Source organism: Cellulomonas sp. P5_C6 (genome assembly GCF_054049635.1).
Genome location: NZ_JBFULZ010000115.1, coordinates 1 through 12,868, shown reverse-complemented (window position 1 = coordinate 12,868; position 12,868 = coordinate 1). Strand labels below are relative to the sequence as shown.

The window sequence follows — 12,868 nt, the reverse complement described above, 5'->3', positions numbered from 1 at the left end:
ACACGCCGCCGAGCCCGCTGGCGGCGACGGTGCCCGCCAGCCTGGCCGCCGGCCTGGCCGCCGCGGCCTGCGTCCCGCTGATCCGGCGGCGCCGCGGCCCCTGAACTCTCACCTCCCCTGGCAACACCCACCCCTGAGGAAGGAACGACCATGAAGTTCCGCAAGCTCGCTGTTCTGGGCGTCGCGACAGGCCTGCTGGCCACGACCGTCGCGCTCGCCGGACCCGCCTCGGCCGACCCGGTCTCCGGCAGCTACGTGGCTGTCGGGTCGGACACCCTGCAGGACTCGATGAACGCGCTCGTCAACGGCACCACCGCGAGCGGCCCCTCCGTCCGCGTCCTGTCGGCCGGCACCCCGCTGGCCAGCTACGACGCGTTCGGTTCGGCGAACATCCAGACCAAGCCCAAGGGCCCGTTCTTCGGGCGCCCGGGCGGCTCGGGTGCGGGCGTCAACGCGCTCATCGCCTCGATCAAGGGCACCACGTACAACAACGGCTCCACGACGAGCGCCGCGCCCATCACCGGTCAGGTCGACATCGCTCGCTCGTCCAGCGGCCCCGGCTCGAACGCCAACACCGCCGGACTGCTGGTCTACGTCCCCTTCGCCCGCGACGCCGTCGCCTACGCGTACAAGGCGGCCAACGCGGCCGACGCCGCCGTGATGAACGGCCTGACCACGGCGCAGCTGACCTCGATCTACACCGCGTCCGCCCCGACCACGATCGGCTCGACCACGATCCGGCCGCGCCTGCCCCAGTCGAACTCGGGCACCCGCAAGTTCTTCCTCGGCGCGATCGCCGTCGGCACCCCGGGCACCGCAGTCCCCGCGACCGACAACACCCCGAACGGCCCGGCGGAGAACGACGCCACCGTGCTCGCCGTCGGCGACCTCATGCCGTTCTCGGTCGCCAGCTGGATCGCGCAGTCCAACGGTGTCGCCCCCAGCACGATCGGGAGCACCGGCGTCGAGATCGGTTCGCCGCTCGCCGCCGCACCGTTCACCGGCACGGCCCCGTCGCTCGTCGCCAACTCGGCCTTCTACACCGACACCACGTGGGGCCGCGACACCTACCTCGTCGTCGAGTACGCCAAGGTCAACCCGAGCGACGCCAAGTACGACGTCAACCTCGCCACGCTGGTCGACCCGACCAAGGGCGGCAACAGCCTCGTGAGCTTCGGTGCCCTGCCGTCCAGCCCCGGCGCCGTCAAGAAGGCGTACGGCTTCCTCGCGCCCTCGAGCGCCACGCCGATCCGCGCCTACGCGACTCTCCCGTGACCTTCCCCGACCGGATTTTCCCTCCTCGAACACACACCCGAGAGAAGAGAGAAATCGACATGACCGCACGCCCGATCCGCCGCGTCATCGCGGCCGGACTCACAGCAGTCGCCCTGGCGGGGGTGGGAGTGGGGGTCGCCAACGCGGCCGACTCGACCACCGACCCGACCTTCGGCGGCACGTTCTTCCTGGCCGACTCCTCCAGCGGTGACCCGTTCAACGTCGGRGMCYCKRTCCCGMTGAACGCCTCGSTGGTCGCSGTGGYCGCCCAGGGCGACTTCACCACGMWSTTCCCGACGACGGCGGGGATCGCCGCCGGCGCSGACGACATCTACACSTTCCTCGCCCCGCAGGGCCAGGAGAACAACAAGGCGGCSTGGACGGCGTGGAACAGCAACGCCGGCGTCGACCCGGCCGGGCTCTTCCTGCCCAACGTCTCYCCGCTGGCGCAGCCSACRCCCKCSGGYGCTGCGCTGTCGGCGATGACCGCCGGTGGTGAYTTCTCGATCGGCTGGGCGTTCACCAAGTTCGGCAACACGGTCGTGGGGTCGCAGCACTTCGTGCACATCCACGTCGCCGCCGGTGGCGTCTGGAGCTACACGCAGATCGACGGCGGCACCACGACGCCGCCGCCCGCGGGCAGCACCAGCAAGGACCAGGGCCTGTCGGCGCAGGTCACCACGCCGCCGGTCGTCGACGGGGTGCTCTCGCTCGTCGCGCCCGCCGCCTCGACGTCGACCATCGGCAACCCGGCGATCGTCAACGGGCTGTCCACGTCGACCGGCACGCTCGGGCACCTCACGGTGCAGGACGGCCGGGCGGCCTCGAAGCCCGGCTGGACCCTGACGACGTCGAACGTCGCCGCCTTCGTCAACGGGGCGACGACGATCGGCAAGCAGCAGCTCGGCCTGGCGCCCAAGAACGTCTCCGGCGTCCCGGCCACCGTCGGTGCCGCGCAGGTCGCGGGCTCGGCCACCTATCCGAGCCTGTTCGCCCAGCTCCCCGCGGGCTCGGCCGGCGACTCGGTGCTGGACGCGGACCTGACGTTCGTCGCCCCCTCCGGCAGCCCCGCCGGGACGTACACCTCGACGCTCACGGTGACGCTCGTCTCGCAGTGACCGCCTGAGGTTCGACGACGGCGTGGGTCGGGGGTCGGCCCACGCCGTCGTCGTGCCCGGGGACTCACCACCGCGGCGCCGTCCTGCGTTCACCACGGAGTCGCGACGGCGCAGGCCGTCCGCCACGTCCCCGCGCGTGAATGAGCCATGCTCGCCACGCTCCTGGACCGCCGGCCGGCCGTCGGTCCCCTCGTCCGCGCCCTGCTCGTGCTCCTGCTGGTCGGTGCGGGTGCCGCCGCCGCGGCACCGGCCCACGCCGACGACACCGTCGGGATCGCCGGCGCGCCGAGCGACGGCACCGACCCGGACGGGCGCAGCCGGTTCAGCTACCAGGTGCAGCCGGGGCAGCAGGTCACCGACGCGTACCTCGTGCGGAACACCGGCACCACCGACCAGTCGGTCGAGGTGGTCGCGACGGATGCCTACAACACCGAGGACGGCGCGTTCGCGCTCCTCGCGACGGACGAGCCGCCGAAGGACGCCGGCGGCTGGGTGACGCTCGACGGCGGCCAGAAGAGCCTGACGATCGCGCTCGCCGCGGGCGCGCAGCAGGTCGTCCCGTTCACGATCGCGGTGCCGGCCGACGCGCGTCCCGGCGACCACCCCGCGGGCCTCGTCGTCTCGGCGAGCGCGATCGAGGGGCAGGTCAAGGTCGAGCGCAGGGTCGCCACCCGGCTCTACGTCCGCGTCGCGGGCGAGCTGCAGCCCGCACTGACGATCTCGAGCATCAGCGCCTCGCAGCCGGCCGGGACCAACCCTCTGACCGGCCCGGCGACGGTCACCGTCACCGTCACCAACACCGGCAACGTCGCCCTCGGGGCGAAGGTCGTCGCGGGTGCGAAGACCTGGTTCGGCCTCACGGCGGCGCGGGCGGTGCACGACGAGATCCCTGAGCTGCTGCCCGGCGCGACGAGGTCCGTGACCTTCGACGTCCCCGGGGTCGGCAGGTCCGGCCTGCTGCGCCCGTACGTCGACCTCCAGCCGGTCGTCGACGCCGACGCGCTCGACCCGGGTGCGCTCGCGCCGGTGCACCGCGACACCACGGTCGTCGCCGTGCCCTGGATCCTCCTCGGGCTCGTCGCCCTCGCCGTCGGCGGGTGGTTCGGCCTGCGGGCCAAGCGCCGGCGGGACGCCCGGCTGGCGCAGGAGTGGATCGCGTACACGCAGGAGGAGGCGCGCCGCGCCGCCGCGGGCACGCCGGACCTCGCGCGATGAGCGTCCGGATGCCGCTGCGGCTCCTCCTGCTCGCAGCGCTCGTGGCCGTGGGGCTGCTGCAGGCGGTGCCCGCGGGCGCCGTCGACCCCGACGGCGGCCAGGGTGTGGGGCTCGACGCGGTCGTCGGGCAGACCGACGGCGGTGCAGGCTCCTCGGGTTCTGGCTCGGGTTCTGGTTCGGGGTCCGGGGCCGATCAGGACCTCCCGCCCGGCGACGACGCGGCCGTGGCCGAGCCGGTCGCGCCCGAGGCCGCCGCGGCGTCCACCGTGCTGGACGTCAGCGGGCTGCGGACGCGGTACCGCGCGTCGATCGACCCCGGCGGCGGACGCCTGGACGTGCGGCTCGTCGTGCGGAACTCCTCGCACCGGACCGTCGACGCGTCCGTGCGCTTCTGGGTGACGGCCGTGGCGGGCCACCGCGTGGGATCGGCGCCCACCCTCACGGTCGCCGGGATCGCCCCGGGCGAGTCGCGGACGGTCACGCAGGAGCTCGACGGCATCGGCCAGTGGACGTTCGTCACCGCGCACGCCGAGCTCAAGCCCGTCGTGCCGGCCGGGGCGACGGCTGTCGAGCCCGTGGTCCGCGACCGCACCGTGCTCGCGGTCCCGTGGGCGCTGCTCGTGGTGCTCCTGCTGGTGGCCGCCGGGATCGTCTCCGCGCGGCTGTCAGGTGACCGCCCGGGCAGCGTCCCGACGCCCGCACCGGTCCCGGTCGCATGACGACGACCACCGAGCGGCCGCCCGTCGAGGAGGCGCCGCCGCCTGCACCGCCGGCGCCGCCTCCCGGGCCGGGGCCCCGCCGGCCGCGACCGCCCCGCAAGATGCCGCGGTCGCTGGCTCCCAAGGCGCCGCTCTCGACCGGGCAGCGCGTGGCGCGGGGGGTGGCCGCGCTGGTCGCCGCGATCCTGCTGACGTTCGCCGTGTACCTCACGGGGTTCAGCCAGCTGCAGCACCTCGTCACCCAGCAGCGCCTCGACACGGCCTTCCGCGACCAGCTCGCCGCGGGGACCGCGCCCGTGTCCGAGGGGACGTTCGACGGCATCCTGCTGGCGGACGGGGCACCCGTCGCCCGTCTCCAGATCCCCGCGATCGGGGTCGACGAGATCGTCGTCGAGGGGACGACGTCGGGCGTCCTGATGGGGGGACCGGGTCATCGGCGGGACACGGTGCTGCCCGGCCAGCTGGGGGTCGCGGTGCTCATGGGGCGCGCCGCGGCCTTCGGCGGGCCGTTCGGGCGTCTCCAGGAGCTCCCACCCGGGGCCACGCTCACGGTGACGACCGGGCAGGGCAAGCAGACGTTCGAGGTCATGGGGCTGCGGTACGCGGGAGATCCGTCKCCGCCGCGGCTCACCAGCGGGGAGGCGCGCCTGGTCCTCGAGACCGCCCGGGGGCCGGCCTACCTGCCGCAGGGTGTCGTCCGCCTCGACGCCCGGCTCACCTCGGACGTCCAGGATCCAGGCGCCCGGCAGACCCGCACGGCGACCCTCCCGCCGGCGTCGAAGGAGCTCGCCGGCGACAGCTCGACCACCTGGGCGCTGCTGTTCACGCTGCAGCTGCTCGTGATCGTCGAGGTCGGTGCCGTGTGGGCGACGCGACGCGTCGGCGCGCGCCAGGCCTGGATCGTGTTCGTCCCGCTCACCCTGCTCGCCGCGCTGCTGGTCGCCGACCAGGGCGCGCGGCTGTTGCCGAACCTGCTGTGAGATCGGAGCCCGATGTCGTCCACCACCCCCACCGCCGGCATGACCCAGGTGCTGCCGCCGCTGGCGCCCAGCGACCCCTACCTGGCGCCGACCGCCCCACCCGCGACCCTGCAGCCCTCCGGACCGCTCTCCGCGCTGGAGGCGCGCAACATCTCGGCGTGGTTCGGTGACCACCAGGTCCTCGACCGCGTGTCGACGTCGATGCCCGCAGGGCGGATCACCTCGTTGATCGGGCCGTCCGGCTGCGGCAAGTCGACGTTCCTGCGGATCCTCAACCGGATGCACGAGCTCGTGCCGTCGGCCGCCCTCGCGGGCGAGGTGCTGCTCGACGGGGAGGACATCTACGACCCGGAGCGCAAGCTGGTCGAGGCCCGACGCCGCATCGGCATGGTGTTCCAGAAGCCGAACCCGTTCCCGGCCATGTCGATCTACGACAACGTCGTCGCCGGTCTGCGCCTGACCGGCGTGCGCGCGGACCGCGGGACGAAGGACGCCCTCGTCGAGAGCTGCCTGACCAAGGCGGGTCTGTGGAAAGAGGTTCGCGACCGGCTCCGCTCACCGGGCGGCGGCCTCTCGGGCGGCCAGCAGCAGCGGCTCTGCATCGCACGCTCGCTCGCGGTCCGCCCGCGCGTGCTCCTCATGGACGAGCCGTGCTCCGCCCTCGACCCGACCTCCACCCGGGTCATCGAGGAGACCATGCTCGAGCTCGTGCACGAGGTGACGATCGTGATCGTCACGCACAACATGCAGCAGGCCGCCCGCGTCTCGCAGCGGTGCGCGTTCTTCCTCGCATCCCAGGGGACGCCCGGCGTGATCGTGGAGCATGGGGAGACGGCCGCGATGTTCGGGTCGCCGAAGGACGAGCGGACGGCCGCGTACGTCGAGGGCCGGTTCGGCTGATCGGTCGCGCCGGGTCCGTGCCCTGCGACATTCCGACTCGCGCCGGTGCTCTCCGGTGCCGATGCCCTGATCACGACGGTCGAACGCCCTCGGCGGCCGCGGGCGGCGCGGGTGCTTTCCGGGCCCCGCCGTCGCTCTCGCGTGGCGAACGGGTGATCCGTCCCGGATCCTGTCCGGTTCCTCCCAAACCACACGCGTGTGACTCGTGTGACTGGTGTGACTGGTGTTCCCTCCTGGGGTTTGCACAGGTAGCGTCCTTCGAGGACGGCCGCCGGTGGCCGGTCGGCGACGTCGGGGGAGGACGTACTGGTGAGGCAGCGCAGGACGAACGGCAACGCCCGTCGGGTCTCCCGGGGCCTCGTCGCCGGTGCGCTCGTCGCCACCCTGCTCGCCGCGGGCGCCTCGAGCGCCCTGGCCGACCCGACGCCCCCGTCGCAGCAGGACGTCGACCAGGCGAAGGGCGCGGTCAAGAGCGCCGAGCGCTCGGTCGCCTCGATGGAGGTCCGGCTCGCGCAGCTCAGCGCGCAGACCGACGCCGCGGACCTCAAGGTCCAGCAGGCCGGCGAGACCTACACGCAGGCGCTCTCGGACGCGGACGCCGCGCAGCAGAACTGGGACGACTCGGTCGCCCGCTCGAAGGACGCCGACGGCAAGGCCGAGGACGCCCGCCGCCAGCTCGTCGCCATCGCCCGCGAGGTCGCCCGCTCCGGCGGCTCCAACGACCTCCTGCAGGCCGTCCTCTCGGCCGACGGGTTCCAGGACGTCGCCCGCCGCACCACCGCCCTCGAGCAGATCAGCGGCAAGGCGGACCAGGCCGTCCAGCAGTACCGGGCCACCCAGCTCGTCGCCACCACGCTGGCCGCCCGGGCCGCCGACGACGCCGCGCAGGCCAAGGCCGCCAAGGCCGCCGCCGCCGACGCCCTCGCCGCGGCCGAGCAGGCGCAGACCGACGCCCAGACCGCACAGACGGCGGCCACCGCCGAGCGCGACAGCCTGATCACCTCGCTCGCCGCGGCCCGCCAGACGAGCGAGGACGTCGAGCGCCAGCGCCAGGACTTCCTCGACCAGCAGCGTCGCGACCGTGAGGACGCCGCCGCCAAGGCCGCCGCCCTGCGACCCCCGCCCGCCGCCGTCGCACCTCCGGCCACGACGACGGCACCGCCCGCGTCCACGGGCGGCACCACGACCGCCCCGCCGACGACCACCGCGCCGCCCACGACGACGGCCCCGCCGACGACGACGGCCCCGCCCGCGACCACCACGCCGCCGGCCACGACGACCCCTCCGCCCGCGACGACCGCCCCGCCGACCGCTCCCGCGCCCCCGAAGTACGGGCTCGGCACCGGCACGTCGCGCGGCTCGGCCGGCGGTGGCGAGGCCGCCCTGGCGTGGGCCAAGACCAAGATCGGCCTGCCGTACATCTGGGGCGGCGTCGGCCCCGCCGGCTACGACTGCTCGGGCCTGACCATGACGTCCTGGCGCACCGCCGGCGTCAACCTCGCCCGCACCACGCGCGACCAGTACAAGCAGGTCCTGAAGATCAGCTACAACGACCTGCGCCCGGGCGACCTCGTCTTCTGGTCCACCGACCCCAACAACGCGGACGCGATCTACCACGTGGCCCTCTGGGCGGGGAACGGCCAGATCATGGAGGCGTCCAAGCCGGGCGACCCCCTGCGAGTCACCTCGATGCGCTGGGGCAGCACGATGCCGTACGCGGGCCGCCCGTAACCCCGCCCCGCAACCCCGCGGGCCCACGGCCCCGCCCAAGGCTCGCCGGGGACACCCATCCCGCAACGTCCGAGCAAGTACGCCCCAGGGGCAGCCGCTGCTCGGACGTCCCAGCTCAAGAACTCGCAACGTCCGCGCTTCTACGTGTCGGGGGACGTACGTGCTCGGACGTCCGGCCGGTGAGCGACAGGCGTCCAGCCCGACTGGCGCAGTGCTCGCTCGACGGCGTCCAGGTGCCTGTCGGGGTCGAGGCGCAGGCCAAGGCTCGGGATGCGCAGGACCGTCTCGCCGCCGAGGACGATCGCGTTGTGCCGGAGGCTGTCGTCGATCCACTGGTCCGGCCGCAGGTGCCCTATCCCGTCGATCTCCGCGACGACCCGCCATCGCGTCCATCGCACGTCGAGGTACGCCCGGCCGCCGGAGCCGGTGACGACGACCTGGCGTTCGGGCTCGGGCAGGCCCCGGCGTCGGCAGAGGGCAGCGAAGTCCAGCTCGTTGAGCGACGCGACACCGTCGGCGATCTCGTCCATCACGGCCCGCAGCACCGACCTTCGCTTGTCGCGTCGGACCTGCGCGAGCACGTCTGAGACGGCCTGTCCCGACGTGAGTCGCTGCTGGATCGGAGCAATGAGCATCAGGGCGGCTTCGCGATCGGTCCGCGCCCAGAGGGCCGCTTGGACCGCTGCCACCTCGACCCGGACCCGGAGCACGCCGAGGGTGATGACGTCGTCGTCGCGCCACCGGCGAGTCTCATGGACGCGGACGCTCGGCGGCGCGGCCAGGGGGCGCGACGACTTCGGCGCGGCGACGTGGATCGATCCGTCGCCAGTGATGCCGGAGAGGCCGGCGGCGTGCAAGGCCGTGATGCCGGCCAGAGCCGCCCGGGGCGTGTCGCCGAGGATGGCCCGCGGCGCGCTCTCGAGGATGGCGAGCCACCAGTCACGGCGGTCGTCCGGGACCGACGGGGCGACGACGAGAGTGTGCCGCCCGATGACGTGCCAGCGTTCTGCGGCCAGCTCGGCCTCGAGCTGCGCCTGCGTGATGCCGAGTCCTCGTGCCTGCCACCGCGTGAGCAACCCGGCCTGCCGCCGGGCGACGTCCCGAGCGCGTGCTCGTCGGGCGGCGCGGGCAAGGGCTGGCTGCGACATGGAATGACAGTCGCGACTGCGAGGCGACGTAAGGCCGCCCTGTCGCCATGTGTGCGCGCGACGTTCGCCAGCGGGGGCTGTGGGCGGCATCGCCAACGTCCGAGCAAGTAAGGGCCGGGCCCCGTACTTCCTCGGACGCAGGCGACCGGAGAACAGCAACGTCCGAGCAAGTAGAGGTCAGGACCCCTACTTGCTCGGACGTTGCGGGAAAGACGGGAAAGACGGGAACGGCGGGAGTGCAGACGCAGGGAGCCAGGCGGCTCAGTGCGCGTAGTAGTTCGTGTCGATGGCGCGCTGGCGGCTGCGTTCGATCTCCGCCTCGGCCTCGGAGCGGCCCGTCCAGTGGGCGCCCTCCACGGACTTGCCGGGCTCCAGGTCCTTGTACACCTCGAAGAAGTGCTGGATCTCGAGGCGGTGGAAGTCGGACACGTCGTCGATGTCCTGGCGCCAGGCGGCGCGCTGGTCACCGGTGGGGACGCACAGCACCTTGTCGTCGCCGCCGGCCTCGTCGCGCATGCGGAACATGCCCAGCGCCCGGCAGCGGATGAGGCAGCCGGGGAACGTCGGCTCCTCGAGCAGCACCAGCGCGTCCAGCGGGTCGCCGTCCTCACCGAGGGTGCCCTCGATGAAGCCGTAGTCGTCGGGGTACCGCGTCGAGGTGAACAGCATCCGGTCGAGGCGGATGCGCCCCGTGGCGTGGTCCACCTCGTACTTGTTGCGCTGGCCCTTCGGGATCTCGATCGTGACGTCGAACTCCACAGCTCTCCTCCGGCCCACGTCCGCGCCCGGGGATTCGGTACCGGCGGTCGCGACACTCGTCGTCGTGCGGCGCGCCGGTGTGTCAGGGGCGCCCTTGTCTCGGACAGTAGTCTGACGCACCGCGGGACGGGGCGTCCCACCAGGGATCGAGCGGGGCGGGTGACGATGACCACAGCGGCGAGGGTCGTCGGCACGAGCGTGCTCGTCCTCGTGCTGGCCGGTGCCGCGTACGTGACGGCCGACGCGTACGACGTGGTCCCGGGCATGGTGACCCTCGAGGAAGCCCCCGCGGAGCCGCTGCCGTTCCCGACGGCACCGGGTGCCGTCGAGCCGGCGACGACCGTCCCGGCGCTCACCGATCTCGACCCGCAGGCGCCCCTGCCCGCGGACCCGACGGTGCAGGCGCTCGTCGACGGGCTCGTCCAGGACCCGCGCATGGGCGCGAGCGTCGGCGTGGTCGTCGCGGACCAGCTGACGGGCGACGTGATCGCGGGGCACCTGCCGGAGCAGGGGCGGACGCCGGCGTCCACGGCCAAGCTGGTGACGGCCATCGCGTCGCTGGACACCCTCGGCCCGGACGTCACGCTGCCGACGAGCGTCGTGCGCGGGTCCGGCAACAGCATCGTGCTCGTCGGGGGCGGGGACATGATGCTGGCGACGGGCGCGGGCGACCCGAACGCCGTCGAGGGCCACGCGGGGCTGGCGGACCTGGCGGCGCAGGTGGCCAAGGCGCTGCAGCTCGAGGGCGTGACCACGGTGAGCCTCGGGTTCGACGACTACCTCTTCACCGGCCCGGCGCTGAGCCCCACGTGGAACCCGGCGGACATCGCCGCGGGGTTCGTCGCCCCGGTCACGGCGCTGGCGGTCGACACGGCGAAGATCAAGCCGGGCGAGTACCCCCCGCGCTACCCGGACCCGTCGCTGGCGGCGGCGAAGACGTTCGCGCAGCGGCTGACGGAGGCGGGGATCGCGGTCGACGGTGCCCCGCACCGCACGGAGAAGCCGGGCGACGGGCGCGAGATCGGGGTCGTGCAGTCGGCGACGCTCGACGGGATCGTGCACCACTTCCTCGACACGTCSGACAACACGATCACSGAGGTGGTCAGCCGGCTSGTSGCCATCSACSAGGGCCTGCCGCCCAGCTTCGAGGGCGGCGCGACGGCCGTGCTGCACGCGGTGGCGGTCGAGGGCATCGACACGGACGGCGCGCACCTGGTCGACGCCTCGGGCCTCGGCGCGGGCTCGGTCCTGCCCCCGGACCTGCTGCTCGGGCTGCTGCGGCTGGCCACGGACCCCGCCCACGGGGTGCTGCGGGACGTCGCGACGGGCATGCCGATCGCGGGCCTGACGGGCACGCTGAGCGACCGGTACACGCAGTCGAGCGCCCGGGGGCTGGTGCGCGCCAAGACGGGCAGCCTCCCGCACGTGACGGCGCTCGCGGGGACGGTGCTGGACGCGGACGCCCGCCAGCTGGTGTTCGTCGTGCTGGCCGACGCGACGCCCGACGGTGGGCAGTGGGGTCCCCGCGCGGCCATCGACTCGTTCGTCACGACGCTGTCCGGGTGCGGCTGCGGTTAGCGTGACCGGGTGGACACCCCCGAAGGCCCCGTCGACTGGAAGCTCGCTGCCCGCATCGCCGGCCGRCTGGCCGCCCCCGGGCCGACGGCCGACCGCGAGACGCTGACCGCGCTCGTCGACGAGCTCCGCGACGCCGCCGGGCGCGCCGCCGAGCACGCGAGCGCGATCACGGGTCTGGTGGCCGCCGACGGCACGCCGCCGGCGCAGGTGTCCCAGGTGGTCGTCGTCGACCGCGCGCGCTGGGCGCAGGCCAACGCGGAGGTCTTCGCCGCGATGACGGGGCCGCTCGCCGTGGAGACCTCGAGCTCGGCCTCCCGCGCGGCGGCCGCGGTGCAGGTGGGCAGCGTCCTCGCGCTGCTGTCCGGCAAGGTGCTCGGCCAGTTCGACCCGTTCACGTCGCGCGACGGCCGGGGCCGGCTGCTGCTCGTCGCCCCCAACGTGCTCCACCACGAGCGCCGGCTGCGGGTGGACGCCTCCGACTTCCGCCTCTGGGTGGCGCTGCACGAGCAGACCCACGCGCTGCAGTTCGCGGCCGCCCCGTGGCTGGCGGACCACCTGCGCAGCCGCGCGGCCGAGCTGATGGGTGATCTCGCGGCGGACAGGTCCGTGGTGCCGCGGGTGGGCGAGCTGGTGCAGGCGGTGACGCGCGCGATGGCCGGGGGTGCCGACGAGGGCGCCGGCGTGCTGGACCTGCTCTCGGACCGTCAGCGGGAGGTGTTCGAGGAGGTCGGGGCCGTGATGGCGCTGCTCGAGGGGCACGCCGACGTGGCGATGGACGAGGTGGGCCCGCGGGTGGTGCCGAGCGTCCGCAAGATCCGCAAGGCGTTCGAGGCCCGGCGCGACGAGGCGGCGAAGGCCCGCGGCCTCGACCGCGTGCTGCGTCGGATGCTCGGCCTGGACACCAAGCTCGCGCAGTACCGCGACGGCGCCGCGTTCGTGCGGGCCGTGCGCAAGGACGTCGGCCGCGACGGGCTSAACGCSGTCTGGACGTCGGCGGACCRCCTGCCGCTGCCSCAGGAGATCGCCGACCCCCGSGCKTGGGTGCGTCGGGTSCACGGRTGACCKGTCCKGCCCSYGMGGTSGCCGCGGTGCGCTCGGCSGTCRCCRCSKCCGTCGCCGACCTGCCGSMGGGTGCGCTCGTGCTGGTCGCCTGCTCGGGCGGCCCGGACTCCCTCGCGCTCGCGGCCGGGGCGGCTTTCGTGGCCCAACGCTCGACACGCGCGGGACGCCCGTGGCAGGCCGCGGCGGTCGTCGTCGACCACGGCCTCCAGGCCGGCTCGGAGCAGGTTGCCGACGAGGCCGCGGCGGCCTGCCGGGCGCTCGGCCTGGACGCGTCCGTCGTCCGGGTCGAGGTCGACGGCCGGGGCGAGGCCGCCGCGCGCGCGGCCCGGTACGCGGCGCTCGAGCGGGTGGCCGACGAGCGCGGGGCGGCGGCGGTGCTGCTG

12 protein-coding genes are annotated in these 12,868 nt (G+C 74.2%); 10 read left to right on the top strand and 2 right to left on the bottom strand.

From position 1 onward, the window contains the following. Positions 1–150 precede the first annotated feature (150 nt). The 7 genes from ACXJKG_RS13490 to ACXJKG_RS13460 all read left to right on the top strand — a co-directional run bounded on the left by ACXJKG_RS13490 (position 151) and on the right by ACXJKG_RS13460 (position 7,938). A complete protein-coding gene (locus ACXJKG_RS13490; RefSeq protein ID WP_456846263.1) occupies positions 151–1,275 on the top strand; it encodes a hypothetical protein in 1,125 nt (374 codons plus the stop codon). A 59-nt stretch (positions 1,276–1,334) separates the two neighbouring features. Next, positions 1,335–2,393, top strand: coding sequence for a hypothetical protein (locus ACXJKG_RS13485; RefSeq protein WP_456846262.1), 1,059 nt, complete (start codon positions 1,335–1,337; stop codon positions 2,391–2,393). A gap of 147 nt (positions 2,394–2,540) precedes the next feature. After that, complete coding sequence (locus ACXJKG_RS13480; protein WP_456846261.1) at positions 2,541–3,608, top strand: WxL protein peptidoglycan domain-containing protein; 1,068 nt, start codon at positions 2,541–2,543, stop codon at positions 3,606–3,608. Continuing rightward, entirely contained in the window at positions 3,605–4,327 is a 723-nt protein-coding gene (locus ACXJKG_RS13475; protein WP_456846260.1) for a hypothetical protein, read from the top strand. Before ACXJKG_RS13480 ends, ACXJKG_RS13475 begins: the two co-directional genes overlap by 4 nt. Then, complete coding sequence (locus ACXJKG_RS13470) at positions 4,324–5,307, top strand: sortase (RefSeq protein ID WP_456846259.1); 984 nt, start codon at positions 4,324–4,326, stop codon at positions 5,305–5,307. The genes ACXJKG_RS13475 and ACXJKG_RS13470 overlap by 4 nt, the downstream gene beginning before the upstream one ends. Positions 5,308–5,319: 12 nt before the next feature. Continuing rightward, positions 5,320–6,207, top strand: coding sequence for a phosphate ABC transporter ATP-binding protein (locus ACXJKG_RS13465; RefSeq protein ID WP_456846258.1), 888 nt, complete (start codon positions 5,320–5,322; stop codon positions 6,205–6,207). A gap of 309 nt (positions 6,208–6,516) precedes the next feature. Next, entirely contained in the window at positions 6,517–7,938 is a 1,422-nt protein-coding gene (locus tag ACXJKG_RS13460) for a C40 family peptidase (protein WP_456846257.1), read from the top strand. A 140-nt stretch (positions 7,939–8,078) separates the two neighbouring features. Here ACXJKG_RS13460 and ACXJKG_RS13455 read toward each other — a convergent pair whose 3' ends face one another. Together ACXJKG_RS13455 and ACXJKG_RS13450 are read right to left on the bottom strand one after the other, a co-directional pair. Further along, positions 8,079–9,086 (bottom strand): hypothetical protein, encoded by a 1,008-nt coding sequence (locus tag ACXJKG_RS13455; protein WP_456846256.1) that lies wholly within the window; start codon positions 9,084–9,086, stop codon positions 8,079–8,081. A 261-nt stretch (positions 9,087–9,347) separates the two neighbouring features. Beyond that, positions 9,348–9,845, bottom strand: a complete 498-nt coding sequence (locus ACXJKG_RS13450; RefSeq protein ID WP_370502331.1) for an inorganic diphosphatase — start codon at positions 9,843–9,845, stop codon at positions 9,348–9,350. A 165-nt stretch (positions 9,846–10,010) separates the two neighbouring features. Here ACXJKG_RS13450 and ACXJKG_RS13445 point away from each other — a divergent pair, with 165 nt between their 5' ends. The 3 genes from ACXJKG_RS13445 to ACXJKG_RS13435 form a co-directional block, all read left to right on the top strand. Beyond that, positions 10,011–11,423, top strand: a complete 1,413-nt coding sequence (locus ACXJKG_RS13445; protein WP_456846265.1) for a D-alanyl-D-alanine carboxypeptidase/D-alanyl-D-alanine-endopeptidase — start codon at positions 10,011–10,013, stop codon at positions 11,421–11,423. Between the two features lie 9 nt (positions 11,424–11,432). Beyond that, entirely contained in the window at positions 11,433–12,485 is a 1,053-nt protein-coding gene (locus tag ACXJKG_RS13440) for a zinc-dependent metalloprotease (protein WP_456846255.1), read from the top strand. Further along, positions 12,482–12,868 (top strand): ATP-binding protein (locus ACXJKG_RS13435; RefSeq protein ID WP_456846264.1); only part of this gene is annotated, 387 nt, incomplete at its 3' end. The genes ACXJKG_RS13440 and ACXJKG_RS13435, both read left to right, overlap by 4 nt.

Bases quoted from the DNA above. Each gene is read 5' to 3' on its own strand.
- ACXJKG_RS13490 (WP_456846263.1), top strand. From the start codon at position 151: ATGAAGTTCCGCAAGCTCGCTGTTCTGGGCGTCGCGACAGGCCTGCTG.
- ACXJKG_RS13475 (WP_456846260.1), top strand. From the start codon at position 3,605: ATGAGCGTCCGGATGCCGCTGCGGCTCCTCCTGCTCGCAGCGCTCGTG.
- ACXJKG_RS13480 (WP_456846261.1), top strand. From the start codon at position 2,541: ATGCTCGCCACGCTCCTGGACCGCCGGCCGGCCGTCGGTCCCCTCGTC.
- ACXJKG_RS13455 (WP_456846256.1), bottom strand. From the start codon at position 9,086: ATGTCGCAGCCAGCCCTTGCCCGCGCCGCCCGACGAGCACGCGCTCGG.
- ACXJKG_RS13465 (WP_456846258.1), top strand. From the start codon at position 5,320: ATGTCGTCCACCACCCCCACCGCCGGCATGACCCAGGTGCTGCCGCCG.